Here is a 19774-nt window from a genome sequence, read left to right as displayed (position 1 = left end):
CTTACTTGCGCTCCGCCGGGACGATCAGCGAGCCTGCAAAACCGACCAGTTTGTCAAGCAGCAGGCCCACCAGGCCGACGTAGAGCAGGGCGAGGATGATGTCGCTCACCTTGGCGCTGTTGTAGGCGTCCCAGATAAAAAAGCCGATGCCGACGCCGCCGATGAGCATCTCCGCCGCTACAATCGCAAGCCACGATAGACCGATGCCCAGCCGCAGGCCGGTGAAGATGTAAGGCAGCGAGGCTGGCAGCAAGATCTTGAAGAAGTACTTGAGCTTCGGCAACTTGAGGACGCGGGCGACGTTGTTGTAGTCAGCCGGAATGCGCTGGACGCCGACGGCAGTGTTGATCAAGATGGGCCAGATGGCGGTGATAAAGATCACAAACAGCGCCGCCAGTTCCGATTTTTGGATGGCCGCAAGCGAAATCGGCAGCCAGGCCAGGGGCGGAATCGTGCGAAATACCTGCACCAGGGGGTCAAGACCGGCGTAGAAGAGGCGGTTGACCCCGATCAAGATCCCCAGCGCCACCCCCACGATCGCCGCTGCGGTGTAACCTATCGCGACGCGCTGGAGGCTCGCGGCGATCTGCCAGAACAGGCCCTTGTTGGTGCCGGTGCCCTGATAAAAAGGATTGACAATCAGCTCCCAGGTGTCGCTAACCACCTGGGTCGGGGTGGGCAGGGTCGCCCCCGGCAGCGAGCACAGGAGCTGCCAGAGCACCAGCACCGAGGTGATCGCCACCGCCGGAGCAATGATCCGCTGCAACTTCTTGCCGTTGATAAGAGCCGTCCACCGCTGGCTGGTGGTCTGACGGCTGCGCGTGTCCAGTGTTGTCGTCATCGCCAAAAATCTCCTGTCAGGGTGCTTGCACGATCAGGTGCGCTTTACTTTGATGTCGGTGACCCGCTTGATCTTGAGGCTCGCCAGGTACGCCTCCGGATTTTTGGGATCGAATTTGACTTTGTCGGGATAGAACGTCTCGACGCCTCGGGAGGTGCTCTTCGGAATCTGAGCAGCCGGGACGCCCAGTTCTTTGGCGGCGGTGCGCCAGACATCTTCCCGGTTGACCTGATCGATCACCTTGCGCACCTGGGCAAAGTCCGGCGGCAACTTGCCCCAGCGGATGTTTTCGGTCAAAAACCACAGGTCGTGGCTCTTGTACGGGTAAGAAGCGTTGTTCTTCCAGTAGCGCATGATGTAGGGACTGTTCTGCACTACCCGTCCGTCGCCGTAATCGACTGTGCCCTTGAGGCGGGGCAGCAGGTCGGCGGCAGCCACGTTGGTGTACTCGCGGCCAGAGAGAATCTTTGCCAGCTCCTCGCGGTTGGTCATCACGTCGCACCACTGCTGGGCCTCGATCACCGCCCGCACGATCGCCCGCGTCGCCTTGGGGTTCTTGTCGCTCCAGTCGGCGCGCAGGGTGAGCGCTTTTTCGGGATGGTCGCGCCACATCTCACCTGAAATCAGCGCGGTGTAGCCGGTCTTTTCGCTGATCGCCCGTGCGTGCCAGGGATCACCCACGCAAAAACCGGAGAGGTTGCCGACTTTCATGTTGGCCACCAGTTGGCCCGCCGGTACGATCAGGCTCTCGACGTCGCTGTCGGGGTCGATGCCCCCGGCGGCAAGCCAGTAGCGCATCATCAGGTCACTCGTCCCACCAGGGAAGGTGCTGGCAAACTTGTAGCGGCGGCTCTGGGACTTGGCCTTCTCGACTTTTGCCTTGATGGGCGAGCTGTCGAGGCGCGGATCTTCGCTGCGAAATTCGTTGGAGATCGTGATCCCCTGGCCGTCGATATTGAGTTGCAGGGGCACGTACATCGGTACTTTCTTGTTGCCCTTCGTGATCGTGCCCAGGGCCATCAAAAAGCCGATGGGCCGCAGAATCATCGAGCCGTCGATGCCGCCGTTGTCCGTTCCCAGTTCGAGGTTGTCGCGGATCACCGCGTAAGAAGGCAACTTCACCAGTTCGATATCTTTAAGACCCTGCTTGGCGAAGTAGCCCTTTTCTTTGGCGATGATGAGCGGTGCCGCGTCGGTCTGGCCGACAAAGCCGATGCGCGCCCCCGTTACCTCCGGAGCGTCCGCCGCCCCCGCGTAGCCCGGCTTGAGCAGTAGACCCGCGCCCACTGCCCCGGCAGCGACCAGAAAACTGCGCCGCCCCGTCTTGATCGCCGTCTGTTCCTGTTCCGCACCTGTTGTTTTTTCCATGTCCCGTCCTCAACCGCGTAATTGCACACAAGTTTCCCGCCGCCGCGTCAAAAGACGCGCGGTGGCCCCTGTCGTCTGAATTGGACTGCCCGCTTCTACAGCCGCAGTCCTGCGAAGGCTTGTCTCGCTCCGGCGGCCTCAAGGCACGGCCACCTTCACATTTGCATACTAACGGTCCTTACCATCGACGGAAATCAAACTTTTTTTGAAAATCTATAGAGCATAATCTATTTTAATTTCGACTTGAATGCGCGGATATACTGGCCCTGAGAAATTGAGTACACGATGGCCGTCTCCTTGCTTTTAGCCTCCGCTTCGCCGCGCCGCCGCGAGTTGTTGCAGCAACTGCGCATCGACTTTCGTGCTTTTGCCAGCCAGTTTGCCGAGGTGGCAGACGAGAGCTTGCCGCCGGATCGGCTTGTTTTGAACAATAGCCTCGGTAAGGCGCTGGCGCTACAGGAACCCTATCCCCAGGATCTGATTCTGGCGGCGGATACCGTCGTCGCCACCGATCGTGAGATTCTGGGCAAGCCCCTCGACGCCCGGCGCGCCACCGAGATGCTGGAGCAGTTGCAGGGGCGGCGGCACACCGTCTACACCGGCATGGCCCTCATCGAAGGGGAGCAGCGCTCGCTGCGCTGCAACATCACCGAAGTCAAGCTCAAGGCGATGAGCGCCTCTGAGATTGCCGCTTATGTCGCCAGCGGCGAACCGCTCTCTACCGCCGGGGGCTACTCGATCCAGGGATTGGGAGCGGGTCTTGTGGAGGCGATCGACGGCTGCTACACGAATGTGCTGGGCCTCTCGCTGCCGATGCTGGTCGATATGCTCCTCGAATTTGGCCGCCGCGTCTACGCCCTACCGGGTGAGAAGAACGCACCTGCCTGATCACTCAAAAATCAAGAGCAAAATCTGCGCTCTGGCCACTCAACTGCTCGATGTCACCGATCTAGCCGGCAGCACGGGCAGGCAGATCGCTCAGACTCTCGCCGACCTGCAAGCTCCTGGAAACGTCGGCGACGACGCCCAAGATCTCTCAGCCGCCTGGTGCTGGTCCGCCGTTTCGCTTTCAGAGGCGAGGATAGCAAAGACGCACTCGTGAACGCGCTAGATCAATTGGCGAACCACTGCGGCTGCCGCCACTTCCGCTTCTGAATACAAGATGAAGATCCGGTGGAACCCCTCGCGTTGCAAACTTGGCAGCGCACGCTTCAACTGTTGGTAGTGCAGCCGGACGACCGCTTCACCAAAGGGCCGGTCTGTGCGCCTCTGGTGGCGCTCGATCAAAAGCGGCTCCGGCAGATCAAAGACGATAGCGACAGCCAGAACGTGATGGCGAGCGGCCAACTCCAACAATGGTCTGCGCGCCTTGCTCTGTACGTTCGTGGCATCAATAACCACAAGCCGGCCCAATGCAAGGCGCTTAGCTGCTACCATGTGCAATACCTCAAATGCTTGTTCGCTCACCGACTGGTCGTTCTCGTCGTCTGCAATCAGCCCTCGAAACCGGTCTGAACTGAGTACTTCGGTTGGCCGAAAGTGCGTCCGGGCAAAGGTCGATTTGCCAGAACTGCTCGAACCAACCAGCACCACCAGCGACAGCTCAGGAATTTGAATTTTCATCGTCTCTAGCTTGTCTCTACCCGCATTGCTGGCTGGAGACTGAAGACCCAGATTTATTCTCTCCGGGCAGCGGAGCCATTTTGCTGGCCGTAGATATCTTCCATCGAGCCTATGGCGGCAGCGGAGCCGACCATGATGTCGCGCTCCTCACCTCCCAGGTAGAGCCGTCCGAAGCTGCCGAACGGGTAGACATCGAGGATGTTGATGTTGGCGGCTTTCTCGGCGGCGTTGGCGGCGAGGGCGATGTAGGCGGCAGGTTCGACCTCCAGTACAAAGAGCGTCTGGCCTGCCAGGATCATCTGGCCGCGCTTGAAGCGGTTGACCAGTTGGGTCTGGTGCGCATCGATGTTGCGGATGATCTGGCTTGAGATCACTTTGGGTCTGGCCCGGTCGCGGATACTCGCTCCCAGGTACTGCAAGATCGCATCGCCGGCGGTCTTGACTTCGCCCTGGCGGTGCGAATGGATTTCGAGGCTGCCGTAGAGGCGCTCGACCACCTGCAGGCCGGGCCGGACCACCGCCGCTTTAAGGGCAATGTCGGTGACCCGGTTGATCTCGATGCCGGGAGAGATCTCAACCCAGAGCGAAGCGTCCCCCGGCAGCGGCAAAAAGCCCGGTGCGATCGTTCCTAAGAAGGCGGCGAACTGGGACTGGAGACTATCGATGTAGACATAACTGCGCAGTTGAACTTCCAAACGGGCCTTCCAGAACAGACATTGCCCCATCATCCCACGGGCGCGCCCTGCCCGCTCACCCCTCGCTTTACAGCTAAAAGTGAGACAAACTTCATCTCGTCTTTAAAAGTGGCGGATGATCTATCCCTACAATTGTGGTGAAAGGTAACCAATTGAGTGCGTCTGCCCCACCGCCGCCATTCGAGCCACAGTCGCCCTGGGCTTGCCGCTTGCAGCCTGCCTCGATCAGCTCGCATCGCCTTCCGCAACGGAGTGACAGGTCGAACCCAAACGACCAGCCTTTTGAATTCCACTGCTGCCATAAAGCGCAGCAGTGAAGGAGAGGACTATGACAAAACTGATAGCTCCAGTTCTAAGCTTTGCCCTGCTGGTACCCTCAGCCGGTGTCTGGGGGCATCCTGCCGGCAACCACACCCAGTTATTCGCCGATCTCAATACAGCCCTCAGTGCCTTTCAGCGCCTGGTCCCCAATAAAACTGCCTATATTGAACTGCTGCGGACGCCTTCTTTGCAGCGCTCGCTGTTTGTGAATCTGCCCTTTACCAGTTCCTGGATTGGCCCACAGGACCGCCGGATGGCCGACGGACTGGCCTGGTTCAGCATCGACAGCATGTTAGTCGATTCAGCAAGCCGGGAGTGTCGGCTGGACATGACCAGTGGCCACCTTCATCGGTGCCTGCGCGACAATCTCACCCGCCTGCGTCAGGTGGCGGCGGAGCACCGGAGATTCTCCGAGATCCGCTGGGCAGAACAGCTGCTGAGCTATACCCAGGTGCAGCTGTAAGGCGCTGCCGAATAAAAAAGGGTGCCGGCAGGGCACCCTCAAAGCGCATCTTTTTGCGCCCTTTACGCTTCGTCCCCTTCGCTCAGGCACCGGTCGAGAGCCCTGGTGATCCGCTCGTAGCCTTTGCCGCCGGTCTGAAAGTGGCGCATCTCGCCTTTGCGGTCGAAGACGTAGTAGCCGGGGACGTACTCGTTGATAAAGCGATCGACGATCGTGTGATCGTTGTCGATCGCACAGGGCTGGGTGAGGAGCATGTTCTCCTTCGCGTCCTTTTCGACCGCTGCAAGGTCGAGTTCGGCCTCGCTGCGGGGCTGGTGGACGCTGATAAAGCGTACGCCCTTCGCCTGGTAATCGTCGCGGATGGCGTTGAACTGCTCGACGACATCGTGGCAGATGTAGCAGCTAATCGACCAGAAATGAACCACAAGCACCTGGCCCTGGTAGTCCTCCGGCTGGGGGGTGCGATTCAGCCAGCGGGTGGCCCCTTCAAAAGAAGGCAGGGTAGAACGCAGCCGCAGTGCCATAGCTAGACGACTTCGAGCACTTTTTGACCGGGCTTCCAGTCGCCGGGGCACAGACCGCCGTTCTGCAGCGCCTGCAGAACCCGGAGCGTCTCCTCGACTGAGCGGCCAACGTTGTCGTCGGTGATCGTCGCGTACTTGAGGATGCCGTCGGGATCGATGATGAATAGACCCCGCTGGGCGTAGCCTTCCTTTTCGTTGAGCACGCCGTAGGCTGTTGCCGTCTCCTTGGTGTAATCGGCAACCAGGGGGAAGTTGAGCCCGGCGATGCCATTTTTTTCGCGTGGGGTGCTGATCCAGGCCCAGTGGCTGAAGACACTGTCGGTCGAAGCGCCGAGAATCTCGGTGTCGAGCGCTTCAAATTCTTCGTAGCGATCGGAGAGCGCCAGGATCTCCGTCGGGCAGACAAACGTAAAATCGAGGGGATAGAAAAAGAAGATCAGCCACTTGCCGCGATAGTCGCTGAGGGAAATCGGCGCACCGAGGTTTTTGGGGCTGGTTGCACCTTTGGTGCTCTTGAGCGTAAAGCTGGGGGCCGGAAGGCCAACGGCTGCAGTCATGAGCGTCATCTCTCCTGATTGTAGATTCAGCTAGATCGTACTAAGTCCAATCTCAGAATTATTCAAATTCTCTGGTCTGTCAACTTGAGCCTGTCGGCTGCAGAACGTTAGGCTTGGGGTATGTCCCACTTCTTCAAATGCGCTGAATGCCTACCGACTCGATTGCCGCCGAAGTAAGTCGGCGGCGCACCTTTGCGATTATCTCCCACCCGGATGCGGGCAAGACGACGCTCACCGAAAAGCTGTTGCTCTACGGCGGAGCGATCGACATGGCCGGTTCGGTGCGCGCCCGGCGCAACCAGCGCCACGCCACCTCCGACTGGATGGCGATGGAACAGCAGCGCGGCATCTCGATTACCTCGACGGTCCTGCAGTTTGGCTACCACGACCACCAGATCAACCTGCTCGATACGCCGGGCCACCAGGATTTTTCGGAGGACACCTACCGCACCCTGGCTGCCGCCGACAACGCCGTGATGCTCATCGACGCCGCCAAGGGCATCGAGGCCCAGACGCGCAAGCTCTTCGACGTTTGCCGGATGCGCGGCATTCCGATATTTACCTTCATCAACAAGCTTGACCGCCCAGGCCGCGAGCCGCTCGAATTGCTCGACGAGATCGAGAAGGTTCTGGGCATCGATGTCTTTGCTGTCAACTGGCCCATCGGCATGGGCGAGACGTTTCGGGGCGTCTACGACCGGCTCCTGCACGCAGTTCATCTATTTGATCGCACCCAGGGGGGCCGCCGGATCGCTCCGGTCACCGTCGGTTCGATCGACGACGAGCGGATGCGCGCCTTGATGGACGAGCAGACCTACCTCCAGGTGGCCGAGGAAATCGAACTGCTCGATGCGGTGGCCGCCGAATTTGACCAGCGGCGCGTCGAGCAGGGGTTGCTCACGCCTGTCTTCTTTGGCAGTGCCGCCAACAATTTTGGGGTGCAGCTTTTTTTAGACGCCTTCATCGACTTTGCCTCCAAGCCGGGCATCCACCGCGCCGACACCGGGATCATCTCACCGGAGGACACAGATTTTACCGGCTTTGTCTTCAAGATTCAGGCAAATATGGACCCGCAGCACCGCGACCGCGTCGCCTTTATTCGCGTCTGCTCGGGCAGGTTCGAGAAGGACATGACCGTTCACCACACCCGCCTGGGCAAAAAAGTCCGGCTCTCCCGTTCGCTCAAACTGTTCGGCCAGGAGCGCGAGACGGTCGAAGAAGCCTATGCGGGCGACATCGTAGGCGTGATCAACCCTGGCACCTTCGCCATCGGCGATACGATCTGCCTGGGTAAACCGGTGGCCTTCGAGGGCATCCCGCTTTTTGCGCCCGAGCATTTTGCCACCCTGCGCAACCCGAACCCCTCCAGGTACAAGCAATTTCTCAAAGGCGTCACCCAACTGCGCGAGGAAGGAGCGGTTCAGGTGCTCTTTCATCAAGACGAGGCCAAGCGCGATCCGATCCTGGCGGCGGTGGGCCAGTTGCAGTTCGACGTGGTGCGCTTTCGGCTGGAGAGCGAGTACAACGTCGAGACGCTGCTCGAACCGTTGCCCTGGACGATGGCGCGTTGGGTGAGCGCCAAGCACCCGGACGATCTGGAGACCATCGACTGGTACTTTGACAGCCTCGGCCTCAAAGACGTCGAGGGGCGGCTGGTGATTCTCTTTAAGACCCCCTGGGGTCTGCAGCAGATGAGCGAGCGCAACCCGCACCTGCAGTTTCACGAGATTGCGCCGTCCTCGTCGGGAGCACCCAGCTCAACCGGGTAAATCTGCTCGCCCAGCCTCACCACGTCCCCATTCACCAGCTTGCGGCCCCGGCGCGTCTCGACGGCACCGTTCACCATCACCTGCCCGTCTTGAACAAGCAGCTTCGCCTGGCCGCCCGTCTGGACGGCTCCGGCGAGCTTGAGAAACTGGTCGAGCTTGATAAAGTCAGCCACCGGCTCTCCCCTCAGCGATTCAAGATCGTCCGCGCCGCTTCACTGGCCAGTTTGCCGTCGAACTGGCCGCCGTAGCGCTCCTTGAGCTGCTTCATCACCTCGCCCATCGCCTTTGGCGATTTTTCGCCCAGATCCGCGACGATGCTTTCTATCGCCGCCCTCAACTCCTCAGAACTGAGCTGGCGCGGCAGGTAGCCCTCGAGAATCGCCTTTTCTTCTAACTGACCAGCGGTGTTCTTGCCTGCCTTTTGCAAGACGGCGATCGTCTCGTCGAGGTTTTTGATAAATTTGCGCACCACTGCCAGCACCTCCTCATCCGTGCTCGGGCGGTTGGCGGCGTCCTTGCCGACGCGGCTCGCCTCAGCGTAGAGCGTCCCCAGCAAACTGACGCGCCGGGTATGCACCCCCGGCTCCTTGCTGTTGCGCTTGCGCGCCTCCAGACTGTCCGCTTTGATCTGCTCCAGCAACATCGAGCTATCTCCTCGCCCCCTTCATCGGTGGGCATACTACCAGTGTATTATGCGCTTGGGATTGTCATTTATGGCATCCGTTGCGTTTATTGCGTTTAGTGGATAAACTGAGGTTGGGCTGCGGCTCCTGGCTGCACGATCCCTTTGCGGGAGAACAACCATGCTTGAGCAGAAGGCTTTATCGGGGGGCGTCGTCGCTTCTCAAGACGAGCTACCATCTCTGGAGCAGATAGACCGACTGCTGCATGTTCCATCCATACAGGCGCGATTAACGGGTCCGGATGGAGAGAGCGTTCCTCTACCGGACTCGGTTTACCGTCTGCTCAGCCAGGTCATTCCGTTACTTAAAGCAGGCAAGGCCGTAGAATTTCTGCCCCTCGAGCATGAACTCTCGACGCAACAGGCTGCCGCTTTGCTAAACGTCTCACGACCTTTCCTCATCGACAAACTTTTGCAGCCAGTCGGCAGTATCCCCTACCATAGGTCCGGCACCCATCGACGGATCTACGTCAAGGATTTGCTCGACTACAAGCAACAGCGCGACCGGCAGTGCCATCAGGCTCTAGATGAACTCACCCAGATGAGCCAGGATCTGGGCTTCTACGACTTGGAGGCAGTTGCCGGAGCGGTTCGCGAAGATGACGGTTGAGTATCCAGTTTTTCCCGTTGTCCTCGATGCCTGTGTTCTGTATCCTCTCCCCCTACGGGACACTCTGCTACGGGCTGCTGGAGCCGGAATTTACCGTCCTCACTGGAGTCTGGCCATTCTCGAAGAGGTAACCCGCAATCTACTGAAGCGAGGGAGGCTAAACCAGTTGCAGGCAGATGATCTCCAGCAGGCTCTTCAAAAAGCCTTCCCCCAGGCGATTGTCGAAGTGCCGATGGCTTTGATTGCTGCAATGACCAACCATCCTAAAGACCGGCATGTACTTGCTGCAGCAGTAAGAATCGGTGCTCAGGTGATTGTCACCACGAACATTAAGGACTTCCAAAAAGAGGATCTGCAGCCGTGGGACGTCGAGGCTCAACATCCTGATGCCTTCCTGTGCCATCTCTATCACATCGACCCGCAAGCAATGGTGCAGGCTGTCGTTCGGCAGGCTCAAGCACTCAAGCGACCACCCATGAGTGTGCAGGAACTTCTCGAGCGACTCGAATTGCAAGTACCGCAGTTCGCGGCACTTGTGCGTGAAGTCGAATGTCCGCCCGAGCGTTAGCTATCTGACAAAACGGCTGCTGTTTGCCCTTTTTATTCCAGATCGTTATCGACCTGATAGCGGGAACAGCGATTCTCAAATTTTGTGTATCGGGCGGCACGTTTCGTTAAAGATACAGCGTGTTTCTTGAGGGAAACGCAACCAGCAGATCCTTTGCGATGTCTGATTCCACCCAATTTACTTTCAAGCGCCGGGACGTACTTATCAGTGGAGCGGCAGCCGCCGGTTCGCTGTTTGTGCCCGGCTACGTCAGTGCCGCCGATGCCCCGGAGACCCCAAAGGCGCGGCTGGGCTTTATCGCCCTCAGCGACTGTGCGCCCCTGGTGATTGCCAAAGAAAAGGGCTACTTCGACAAGTACGGCATGAAGGAAGTCGAAGTGCTCAAGCAGGCATCCTGGGGCGTCACCCGCGACAATCTCGAACTGGGTGCCGATGGCGGCGGAATCGACGGGGCGCACCTGCTCACGCCGATGGCGTATCTGATCAGCAACGGCAACATCACCAAGGGCAACAAAAAAATACCGCTGTTTATCCTGGCCCGCCTCAACGTCAACGGCCAGGCAATTTCAGTTGCCAACAAGTACAAGCCTTTGAAGCTGACCCTTGACGCTGCGCCGATGAAGCAAGAAGCGCTCAAGGCCAGATCGAAGGGCGATCCGATCACCGTCGCTCAGACATTTCCGGGCGGCACCCACTGGGCCTGGCTGCGCTACTGGCTCGCGGCGGGGGGCGTCGATCCGGAGACGGATGTGAAGGTCATCACCGTCCCGCCGCCCCAGATGGTCGCCAACATGAAGACGGGCGTAACCGACGCCTTTTGCGTGGGCGAGCCCTGGAACCAGCAGCTCATCAACCAGCAGATCGGCTATTCGGCCCTCACCACCGGGCAGATCTGGAACCGCCACCCCGAAAAATCTTTTGTCTTGCGCGCCGACTACGTGGAGAAGTACCCGAAGGCGAGCAAGGCGCTTTTGATGGCCATCCAAGAAGCCCAGATCTGGGCGGACAAAGCCGAGAACAAGGACGAACTCGCCCAGATCGTCTCGAAGCGCCAGTGGATCGGTGCGCCGGTCTCGGATATCGTTGCCCGCTACAAGGGCATCTTCGATTATGGCGACGGCAGGCCCGTCGAGCGCAACAGCCCCCACGCCATGCAGTTCTGGCAGGGCTTTGCCTCCTACCCGTACAGGAGCCACGACCTGTGGTTTTTGACCGAGGACATCCGCTGGGGAATGCTGCCAGTGGCCACCGACACCAAAAAGCTCGTCGCCGCCGTCAACCGCGAGGATCTCTGGCGCGAGGCAGCAAAGGGCCTGGGCCAGCCGGTCCCCAAGAGTCCCTCGCGCGGCGTCGAAAAATTCTTCGACGGCATCAGCTTCGACCCGAACCATCCGGAAGCTTATCTCAAGAGCGTCAAGCTCAAAAAACTGGCGTAATTTGCATCGCTCACCCGCAGGACATTTATGACAACGACCAACGAGACTATGAGTGCTCCCGCCAGCCGCGAGGCGGACACCCCCCGCCCGGCCCTCCCAATCCAGGCACTGCTCGAACGCAGCGGGGTCTTTGTGCTGCCGCTGGTGGCGGTGGCGATTTTTCTGGGGATCTGGCAGGTGCTGAGCGCCGCCGGCCTCACCGGTACCCTGCCGGGACCGGCCCAGGTGGTGCAGGACGTGCAGCCGCTGGTTGTCGGCTTTTTTGACAACGGCGAAAACGACAAGGGCATCTTCTGGCAACTGGCCGCCTCGCTGGGGCGGGTGGCGATCGGCTACAGCCTGGCGGCGGTGGTAGGTGTCAGCCTGGGGATTCTCATGGGCTCGCTGCGGCCCTTTCAGCTCGCCCTCGATCCAATTTTCCAGGTGCTGCGCACGATTCCGCCCTTGGCCTGGCTGCCGATCGCTCTGGCGGCTTTAAGCCAGGCCAATCCGAGCGCGATCTTCGTCATCTTCATCACCGCCATCTGGCCCATCATCATCAATACTGCCGTCGGCGTGCGCTCCACCCCCCAGGACTACCGCAACGTCGCAAGCGTCCTCAACCTCTCAAAGGCGACCTACTTTTTCCAGATTCTCCTGCCTTCGGCGGCCTCCTACATCTTTACGGGCCTGCGCATCGCCGTCGGCCTCGCCTGGCTTGCGATCGTGGCGGCGGAGATGCTCACCGGCGGCGTCGGCATCGGCTTTTTTATCTGGGATTCTTACAACAGCTCGCGCATGGCCGACATCATCCTCGCCGTATTGTGCGTCGGCCTGGTGGGCTTTGCCCTCGACCGGCTGGTCTGGTACGCCGGTCGGCTCCTGGTGGCCTCCGAGTAATGCCCACCGTCCACTTCACATCCGGGAAATTTTGTTATGGCTTTTCTTGAAATTCAGAACGCCGGCAAGTGCTTTATCGGCAAAAAAGGTGAGCGCTTCGAGGCACTGAAAGGCGTCAACCTCCAGATCGAGGAGGGGGAATTCGTCTCGATTATCGGCCACTCCGGCTGCGGCAAATCGACGCTGCTCAACATGATTGCCGGGCTGAACCTGGCCACCAGTGGCCGGGTGACGGTGGCGGGAGTGCCGGTGAACGGGCCGGGGCCGGATCGGATGGTGGCCTTTCAAAACCACTCGCTGTTGCCCTGGCTCACGGTGCGCCAGAATATCGCCCTCGCCGTACGGGCCGTCCACGGCGAACGGGGGGCCGAAGAGCAGAAGCAGATTGTCGAGGAGCACCTGCAGCTGGTGCAACTCGTGGCGGCGGCGGACAAAAAACCCGGCCAGATCTCCGGTGGAATGCGCCAGCGCGTCGGGATCGCCCGCGCCCTCGCCACCCGCCCGAAGGTGCTCCTGCTCGATGAACCGTTCGGTGCCCTCGACGCCCTTACCCGTGGCCGCCTGCAGGAGCAGCTGTTAAAAATCTGGGAAGCGCACCGGATCACGGTGGTGATGGTCACCCACGATGTCGAGGAGGCGCTGCTCCTTTCGGATCGAATCGTGATGATGAGCAACGGCCCGGCGGCGCGGGTAGCCGAGGTGATGGGCGTCGAATTGCCCCGGCCCCGCAGCCGCATGGAGGTGATCAACAACCCCCACTATTACCGGCAGCGCAACGAACTGTTGTACTTTTTGAGCAAAGCGAAAAAAGCAGCCCAGGGCGGCATCCCCCGCCTCCAGCCCGCCACCTCTGCCAGCACCAGCTTAGAAAAAACGGCGCTCAGCCTTGGCTTTGTGCCGCTCTCCGACTGCGTGCCCTTCGTCGTCGCCCAGCAAAAAGGTTTCTTTGCCGAGCAGGGTCTTAATGTAACGCTCGTCCGCGAGCCGGGCTGGAAAGCGATCCACGAAGGGCTCATCGAGGAGCGGCTGGACGCTGCCCTGGCCGTTACGCCCATGGCTCTGGGAGAGAGTCTGGGCAGTTTTCGCCGGGCAGCGGTGCCCCTCATCGCCGCGATGCCCCTCACCCGCAACGGCAACGCCATCACCCTGCACCGCCGCTACTGGGAGCAGGGGGTGCGCAGCCGCGAGGACTTTGCCCGATTGTTGGCAGGCACCAGACGCCCGGTGCTGGGGGTCGTCTCCGCCCATTCGATGCACAACCTGCTCTTGCGCCACTGGCTTGCCGGGGCGGGCATCGACCCGGATCGCGACGTCGAACTGGTGGTCATTCCGCCGCCCCAGATGGTCGCCAACCTGCGCGCCGGAAATATCGACGGCTTTTGCTCGGGCGAACCCTGGAACGCCCGCGCCGTCCACGAAGGACTGGGCTTTGTGCCCGCCACCAGCCTCGATCTGTGGTCCGGCCATCCCGAAAAATCGTTGATCCTCAGGCAAAGCTGGGCCGACGCCCACCCGCGCACCCACCTGGCCCTCACCAAAGCGCTCCTCGAAGCCTGCCGGTGGGCCGCCGACGCCTCCCACCGCGAGGAGTTGATCGCCCTGGTAACGGCAAAAGCCTTTGTCAACGCCGATCCGATCTACGCGAGCCTGGGCCTTTCTGGTTCCTACGACTACGGCTTTGGCCGCACCGCCCACCTGGAGGACTTCAACCTCTTCGAGGGGGCGAGCACCAACCTGAGCGAGCGGCTCTGGATACTGGCCCAGATGGCCCGCTGGGGGCTGGTGCCGTTTCCGGTGGACTGGCAGCGGGCCATCGAGCGGGTCTGGTGCGAGGACACTTACCGCCAGGCCGCCGCCGAGCTGGGTATCGTCCTTCCCGAAGCCGGCTACCAGCCTCTGGCCCTGCCGGGGGATGCCATTCTCGATCCGGCGGACCCCGGTGCCTACCTTGCCAGCTTCGCCATCTCCCACCCGCAGCTTCCGGCGGCGGTTTGATCTGTTGTTTCACTGCCCATCGAGCCCCGATTATGACCCAGGCATTTCTCGAATTGAGTTTTATCACCAAGACCTTTGCCACGACCAGAGGTTCCTTTGTTGCCCTCAAAGATGTCGCCCTCAAGGTGCGCGAGGGTGAATTTGTCGCTATCCTCGGCCACTCCGGCTGCGGCAAATCGACCCTGCTCAATATCGTCGCGGGCCTGAGCGACGCCACCGAAGGCGGCGTCATCCTCGAAGGCAAACACGTGGACGAACCCGGTCCCGACCGGATGATGGTCTTTCAGAACTACGCCCTTCTGCCCTGGCTGACCGCCTTTGAGAATGTCTATCTGGGTGTCAAGGCGACCCGTCCCTCCCTCTCCGATACGGAGCGGCGGGCGATTGCCCAGCAGCACCTGGAACTGGTGGGCCTGGCAGCCAAGGCGGCCAAAAAGCCCCAGGAGCTGTCCGGCGGCCAGAAGCAGCGGGTAGCGATTGCCCGCGCCCTCGCCACCCGCCCGAAGGTGCTCTTGCTCGATGAACCGTTCGGTGCCCTCGACGCCCTCACCCGCGAGGAGATGCAGGAGGAGGTGCTCAAGATCTGGGAGGCCAACCGGACGACCGTGCTGATGGTCACCCACGAGATCGACGAGGCGATCTTGATGGCCGACCGGATCGTGATGATGACCAACGGCCCCGCCGCCACGATCGGCGAAGTCTTCGAGGTGCATTTTCCCCGGCCCCGATCGCGCTCGGACATTCTCGAAGATCCGGCCTACTACACCCTCAGAAATCAGATCCTCGCCTTCTTGTACGACCGCTTCGGAGACCCGGTGCTTGCCGAATAACGTCGTCGCAAAGAGCCTCTGCCCCTACTGTGGGGTGGGCTGTGGTCTTGAGATCACCGCCGACAACCGGGTGCGCGGCGACCGCGACCACCCGTCCAGCCAGGGAATGCTCTGCGTCAAAGGTGCGACGATCCTCGAATCGATCGACAAGGACCGGCTTCTTTATCCGATGGTGCGCGAGTCCCTTAGCGAACCTTTTCGCCGCGCAAGCTGGGACGAGGCGCTGGGTCGGATTGCCTCTCGGCTCCAGCAGGTGCGACTGAGCACCGGGCCGGATGCTATCTGCATGTACGGCTCTGGGCAATTTACGACCGAGGACTACTACGTTGCCCAGAAACTGCTCAAAGGCTGTCTGGGCTCCAATCACTTCGACGGCAACTCGCGGCTGTGCATGTCCTCGGCGGTGGCGGGCTACGTCCAGAGCCTCGGCTCGGACGGCCCCCCTGCCTGCTACGACGATCTCGAACGCACCGACTGCGCTTTTTTGATTGGCACCAACACCGCCGAGTGCCATCCCATCGTCTTCAACCGCCTGCTGCGCCACCGCCGCCAGAACCCGTCGATGCGCCTCGTCGTCGTCGATCCGCGCGCGACCATCACCGCCCAGGCAGCCGATCTGCACCTACCGCTGCAGCCGGGCACCGACATCGATCTGCTCAACGGCATCGCCCACCTGCTGGTGGGCTGGGGCCAGCTGGACGAGGATTTTATTGCCCATCACACCACTGGCTTCGCTGCCTTTGCTGAGACGATTCGCCACTACCCGCCCGAGGTGGTGGCCCGCCGCTGCGGCATCACGATCGAACAGTTAGAAGCCTGTGCTCGCCTCTGGGCCGCATCGAAGCGGGTACTCTCGCTCTGGTCGATGGGCATCAACCAGTCGATCGAGGGCACGGCGAAGGTGCGGGCGCTCATCAACCTGCACCTGCTCACAGGCCAGATTGGCCACCCCGGCAGCGGCCCTTTTTCGCTCACCGGCCAGCCGAACGCGATGGGGGGCCGTGAGGCGGGGGGACTTTCCCACCTGCTCCCTGGCTATCGCTTCATCGCCGACCCGGCCCACCGCGAAGCGGTCGAGAAAGCCTGGAAGCTGCCCACCGGGAGCATCGCTCCCCAGCCCGGACGGACGGTCTGGGAGATGATCCTGGCCCTTGAGGCCCGCGAGGTCGAATTTTTCTGGATCGCCGCCACCAACCCGGCGGTGAGCCTGCCGGATCTGGACCGCACCCGCCGCGCCCTCGCCCGTTCCCCCTTTACGGTCTATCAAGATTGCTACTACCCGACCGAGACGGCCCAGTTCGCCCACATCCTGCTCCCGGCCACCCAGTGGAGCGAGAAGACCGGTACGATGACCAACTCCGAGCGGCGCGTCACCCTCAGCCCGGCCTTTCAACAACCCGTGGGTGAAGCGCGGGACGACTGGCAGATTTTTGCTGAAGTAGGCCGTCGTCTCGGTCTTGTCGAGCAGTTTGCCTTCGACACGCCTGCTTCAGTCTTTGCCGAATTTGCCGCCCTCACCGCCGGTCGGCCCTGCGAGATGACCGGCATCAGCCACGAGCGCCTGCGGCAGAATGGTCCCCTCCAGTGGCCTTTATCATCGGGCTCCCCCCCCTCCACTGCCAGCAGTCGGCTTTACACCGACCATCGCTTTGCCACCCCCGATGGCCGGGCCCGCTTCGCTGCCGTTCACGCTCGCGGCCTCGCTGAACCGCCCGACCCCGACTATCCTTTTATCCTCACCAATGGCCGCCTCTACGGCCACTGGCACACCCAGACGCGCACCGGACGCATCGAAAAGCTGCGCCGCCTCCACCCTGCGCCCTTTATCGAGATCCACCCCCGCGACGCAACGCAGCTCGACATACACGACGGCGACTGGCTCGAAGTGCGCTCGCGCCGGGGTACCGCCCGCTTTGCAGCCCGGATCACCGCTGCCATCGCTCCTGGCGTGCTCTTTGTACCGATGCACTGGGGCAGCCTCTGGGCCGACGAGGCCGAAGCCAACGCCCTCACCCACTCCGAAGCCGACCCCGATTCCAGCCAACCGGAACTGAAAGCCTGCGCGGTGCAGCTTGTCAAAGTCGCTGCCAGTGCCGTCGCTGCAGCCAAAATTTGCGCGGCGGAGTAAGACAGCGGTTTTTACGAACTTCCAGGGCGAAGCTTAAAACACAGCAGCGATATGATAAAGTTGCATTCACTGCAAATTTTGCATTGTTTGCAGCAAATCAAAATGTACACAGATGTAACCACCCTTGTCTCAGAGCAGAGCCTCTATCGCCAAACGCACACTTCGTATTTGTAGAAGTATGAAAGAAGACGGTGGATTTCCTGCCTGCGGGAACACAGCTACAAAACTGGGAGTAAGACCCAAGGTAGATATTAAAATTGACGAAGATAGAAACGTGCTCCCCGGAACCGGAGGTATGTCCGTAAGTCCAAGTCCTGAACAACTACCAGAGCATCGAAGGCCCGAAGCACTTGGCGGAAAATCAAAATATCCAGCCTGGGAAATCAAAGTTCAAGATCTGGGTCCAGAACTCAAGTACAGACCTGACCCTAAAAATTCTGACCACGGTTTTGTAGAGCCAGCACGGCAGATGGACTTCGCCGAATATCAAAATGCACTTGAGGAAACAAGACAGAAATGGAAGAAAGTCGGATGAAAGGGAGTGCGGATATTAGAAAGCTCTTCATGAGAGCTGTAGAAGGCGACAATCCAGTTCTGCAGCTTCGTAAAACCGTCGAGACTACTTTGTTGGAGGGAGTACCCTACAAGAGTGCTCTAGCCCTGCTCGATGAGCTATTTGACTATTATCGCTCCGAAGAGAACGAGGAAAGCGAAAATGTTGTCGCGGATGTGATGGATTTTTTAATTGGCTGGTGCAGCCCCCACATGAAAATTCAGCCTCTCCATGCTGTTGATTTGATAAATAAGACGGAAGTTAAAACAAGCCAGCCCGTAGGACGTAGCTCCGAACGATCGAATTTGAGTGTTCCCTATAAATCATCCAAAAAGCTTTCTTCTAAAAAGACGGTGCTGACTGGAAAAAGCCTTTTAGAACTGATCAGGCAGCATCCTGGAGAGAAGGCCAGGCGGCTTGCTGAACTAGCAGGTTATGTTACTGATACTAAAACAGGTAGACGCCGAGTCCAGATAACGGCCTACCAAAAGGCAAAAATAGAAGCTGAAAAATCCGCGTCGCAATCTGAAAAAGACATCGATCTTACTCGCAAGTGAGCGTAAAATTAACTTTATAAAATTGGGTTTACCCGATTGATCTTTTGAAACGGAATTTTTGCTGTCGTCTATTTTTCATCCACTCTCTCTGTCCAGGCCGATGATGATAGCCTCCAGCCAGGTTTGCCCGTCCTGCAGGCGGGCAGAGAGTGAAGATGGCTGTGTACAATGCGTAGGCATTCCTGGCTGAGGCTATGTACCAACCACCGACCGGCGTCCGCGATCTGCTGCCCCTCGACGTTTCTCAAAAGCTCTGGATCGAGAAGCGCCTGCAATCGGTCTTCACCCGCTGGGGCTACCAGCGGATCATCACCCCGACGCTTGAGCGGCTGGAGACACTGCAGGCGAGCGGCTCGGTAGACCTCTCGTCGATCTTGCAGCTGCGCGATGCGGAGGGTGTTTCTCTCGGACTCCGGCCCGACCCGACGCCGTCGCTGGCCAGGGCGGTGGCGACCAGGCTGGCCGACGCGCCACCGCCGGTACGCCTGTGGTACCAGATGAACGTCTTTCGCAGCACCGCCCAGCCGCAGGAATTCTACCAGGCCGGAGTGGAGCTCATTGGGGCGGACGGGGCGCTGGCGGACGCTGAGGTACTGCTGGTTTTGGCCGAGTGCCTGGAGGAGCTGGCGCTGCCGGACTGGACGCTCATTCTGGGGGCGGTGGGCTTTACGCGCTCGTGGCTTTTAGAGGTGAGCGAACCGGCCCGTGGGCGGCTGCGGCGGGCGCTCGCCCGGCTGGACCGGGTGGCGATTCTCGAAGAGGAGGCGATAGAGGCGGCGGTGCGCTCGCAACTGCTGCTGCTACTGGATCTGCGCGGCGAGCCGGAGGCGGTGCTCAGCAAGGCGTCAGCTCTGCCGCTCAGCCCCAGTCAGCGCGCCGAGCTGACGGAACTGGAATTGCTCACAGGCTGGCTCGGGGAGCGCTCGGTGCCGGTGGTACTCGACTTGAGCCTGGTAGAAGCTTTTGACTATTACACGGGGTTGATCTTCGAGGTGAGCACCGCCAATCGTCTGATTGGCCGGGGCGGGCGCTACGACGAACTGTTGGGTTCTTACGGTCGGGCTGCCCCCGGAGCCGGTTTTGCCCTCAACCTCGAAGTGCTCCAGCAGGTGTTGTTGCCCACCGGGCGGCTGCCGACGGAGCGGGCGGCTGGCGGCTGGCTGGTGGTTCCAGTCGATCGCAGCGCCTGGGGTGCGGCCCTCGCCGCTGCCCAGGCGCTGCGGCGCAAGGGAGTGGAGCGCGTCGAGATCGAACTGACAGGACGCCAGGGCGAGGAGGCGATCGGCTATGGCCGCGCGATTGCCGCTGAAACCCTGCGCTGGGTGGCAGCGGACGGCGCGATCCGCGACCAGGTACTCGCGGAGTAGAAACCAGG

21 protein-coding genes and 1 pseudogene are annotated in these 19774 nt (G+C 60.4%); 14 read left to right on the top strand and 8 right to left on the bottom strand.

The features are described from left to right. Window position 1: 1 nt before the first annotated feature. Window positions 2–841 carry a nitrate ABC transporter permease gene (gene ntrB, locus GKIL_RS20565; RefSeq protein WP_023175807.1) on the bottom strand — a complete coding sequence of 280 codons (840 nt, stop codon included), beginning with the start codon at window positions 839–841 and terminating at the stop codon, window positions 2–4. A gap of 33 nt (window positions 842–874) precedes the next feature. After that, window positions 875–2209, bottom strand: a complete 1335-nt coding sequence (locus GKIL_RS20560; protein ID WP_023175806.1) for a CmpA/NrtA family ABC transporter substrate-binding protein — start codon at window positions 2207–2209, stop codon at window positions 875–877. 285 nt (window positions 2210–2494) lie between these two features. Between GKIL_RS20560 and GKIL_RS20555 the strand changes: the two genes are divergently transcribed. Both GKIL_RS20555 and GKIL_RS25040 read left to right on the top strand, forming a co-directional pair. After that, window positions 2495–3097 (top strand): Maf family protein, encoded by a 603-nt coding sequence (locus GKIL_RS20555; protein WP_023175805.1) that lies wholly within the window; start codon window positions 2495–2497, stop codon window positions 3095–3097. Continuing rightward, window positions 3075–3311: a hypothetical protein gene (locus tag GKIL_RS25040; protein WP_144080437.1), complete on the top strand. Its 237-nt coding sequence runs from the start codon at window positions 3075–3077 to the stop codon at window positions 3309–3311. Before GKIL_RS20555 ends, GKIL_RS25040 begins: the two co-directional genes overlap by 23 nt. Before the next feature lie 20 nt (window positions 3312–3331). Here the strand turns inward: GKIL_RS25040 and GKIL_RS20550 are convergent. Further along, window positions 3332–3832: pseudogene (locus GKIL_RS20550) on the bottom strand (AAA family ATPase); the annotation flags it as partial. Window positions 3833–3885: 53 nt separating this feature from the next. After that, complete coding sequence (locus GKIL_RS20545; protein ID WP_041244107.1) at window positions 3886–4527, bottom strand: beta-carboxysome protein CcmP; 642 nt, start codon at window positions 4525–4527, stop codon at window positions 3886–3888. 328 nt (window positions 4528–4855) lie between these two features. Between GKIL_RS20545 and GKIL_RS20540 the strand changes: the two genes are divergently transcribed. Then, entirely contained in the window at window positions 4856–5311 is a 456-nt protein-coding gene (locus tag GKIL_RS20540) for a hypothetical protein (RefSeq protein ID WP_023175802.1), read from the top strand. 62 nt (window positions 5312–5373) lie between these two features. On the opposite strand, the gene GKIL_RS20535 is transcribed toward GKIL_RS20540, so the two are convergent. After that, window positions 5374–5835, bottom strand: coding sequence for a TlpA disulfide reductase family protein (locus GKIL_RS20535; protein WP_023175801.1), 462 nt, complete (start codon window positions 5833–5835; stop codon window positions 5374–5376). Window positions 5836–5837: 2 nt separating this feature from the next. Beyond that, the gene (locus GKIL_RS20530; RefSeq protein WP_023175800.1) at window positions 5838–6392 is read right to left on the bottom strand and encodes a peroxiredoxin; all 555 of its coding nucleotides are present in this window, start codon (window positions 6390–6392) and stop codon (window positions 5838–5840) included. A gap of 146 nt (window positions 6393–6538) precedes the next feature. Between GKIL_RS20530 and GKIL_RS20525 the strand changes: the two genes are divergently transcribed. Further along, on the top strand, window positions 6539–8161 hold the full coding sequence (locus GKIL_RS20525) for a peptide chain release factor 3 (protein ID WP_023175799.1): 1623 nt from the start codon (window positions 6539–6541) through the stop codon (window positions 8159–8161). Here GKIL_RS20525 and GKIL_RS20520 read toward each other — a convergent pair. Together GKIL_RS20520 and GKIL_RS20515 are read right to left on the bottom strand one after the other, a co-directional pair. After that, window positions 8113–8334, bottom strand: coding sequence for an RNA-binding S4 domain-containing protein (locus GKIL_RS20520; RefSeq protein ID WP_023175798.1), 222 nt, complete (start codon window positions 8332–8334; stop codon window positions 8113–8115). The genes GKIL_RS20525 and GKIL_RS20520 overlap by 49 nt on opposite strands. Window positions 8335–8345: 11 nt before the next feature. Continuing rightward, window positions 8346–8804, bottom strand: a complete 459-nt coding sequence (locus GKIL_RS20515) for a GatB/YqeY domain-containing protein (RefSeq protein ID WP_023175797.1) — start codon at window positions 8802–8804, stop codon at window positions 8346–8348. Between the two features lie 160 nt (window positions 8805–8964). On the opposite strand from GKIL_RS20515, the gene GKIL_RS20510 reads away from it, so the two are divergent. From GKIL_RS20510 to GKIL_RS20470, 10 genes are all read left to right on the top strand, one after another. Then, window positions 8965–9453 (top strand): excisionase family DNA-binding protein, encoded by a 489-nt coding sequence (locus GKIL_RS20510; RefSeq protein WP_023175795.1) that lies wholly within the window; start codon window positions 8965–8967, stop codon window positions 9451–9453. Then, window positions 9443–10021 (top strand): PIN domain-containing protein, encoded by a 579-nt coding sequence (locus GKIL_RS20505; protein WP_023175794.1) that lies wholly within the window; start codon window positions 9443–9445, stop codon window positions 10019–10021. Before GKIL_RS20510 ends, GKIL_RS20505 begins: the two co-directional genes overlap by 11 nt. 158 nt (window positions 10022–10179) lie before the next feature. Continuing rightward, the gene (locus GKIL_RS20500) at window positions 10180–11457 is read left to right on the top strand and encodes a CmpA/NrtA family ABC transporter substrate-binding protein (protein WP_023175793.1); all 1278 of its coding nucleotides are present in this window, start codon (window positions 10180–10182) and stop codon (window positions 11455–11457) included. Between the two features lie 27 nt (window positions 11458–11484). Beyond that, complete coding sequence (gene ntrB / locus GKIL_RS20495; protein ID WP_023175792.1) at window positions 11485–12336, top strand: nitrate ABC transporter permease; 852 nt, start codon at window positions 11485–11487, stop codon at window positions 12334–12336. A 36-nt stretch (window positions 12337–12372) separates the two neighbouring features. Next, window positions 12373–14331, top strand: a complete 1959-nt coding sequence (locus tag GKIL_RS20490; protein ID WP_023175791.1) for an ABC transporter ATP-binding/substrate-binding protein — start codon at window positions 12373–12375, stop codon at window positions 14329–14331. 32 nt (window positions 14332–14363) lie between these two features. Beyond that, window positions 14364–15161 carry an ABC transporter ATP-binding protein gene (locus tag GKIL_RS20485; RefSeq protein WP_023175790.1) on the top strand — a complete coding sequence of 266 codons (798 nt, stop codon included), beginning with the start codon at window positions 14364–14366 and terminating at the stop codon, window positions 15159–15161. Continuing rightward, window positions 15151–17289: a molybdopterin oxidoreductase family protein gene (locus tag GKIL_RS20480; protein WP_023175789.1), complete on the top strand. Its 2139-nt coding sequence runs from the start codon at window positions 15151–15153 to the stop codon at window positions 17287–17289. The genes GKIL_RS20485 and GKIL_RS20480 overlap by 11 nt, the downstream gene beginning before the upstream one ends. 178 nt (window positions 17290–17467) lie before the next feature. After that, window positions 17468–17824, top strand: a complete 357-nt coding sequence (locus GKIL_RS25035) for a hypothetical protein (protein WP_023175788.1) — start codon at window positions 17468–17470, stop codon at window positions 17822–17824. Next, window positions 17806–18399 carry a hypothetical protein gene (locus GKIL_RS23075; protein WP_051382885.1) on the top strand — a complete coding sequence of 198 codons (594 nt, stop codon included), beginning with the start codon at window positions 17806–17808 and terminating at the stop codon, window positions 18397–18399. Before GKIL_RS25035 ends, GKIL_RS23075 begins: the two co-directional genes overlap by 19 nt. 194 nt (window positions 18400–18593) lie before the next feature. Continuing rightward, entirely contained in the window at window positions 18594–19766 is a 1173-nt protein-coding gene (locus GKIL_RS20470; protein WP_023175786.1) for an ATP phosphoribosyltransferase regulatory subunit, read from the top strand. Window positions 19767–19774: the final 8 nt, after the last annotated feature.

This window comes from Gloeobacter kilaueensis JS1 (assembly GCF_000484535.1).
Taxonomy (GTDB): Bacteria; Cyanobacteriota; Cyanobacteriia; order Gloeobacterales; family Gloeobacteraceae; genus Gloeobacter; species Gloeobacter kilaueensis.
The sequence above is the reverse complement of the archived record's forward strand: the minus strand, read 5'-3'. Positions and strand labels throughout refer to the sequence as shown.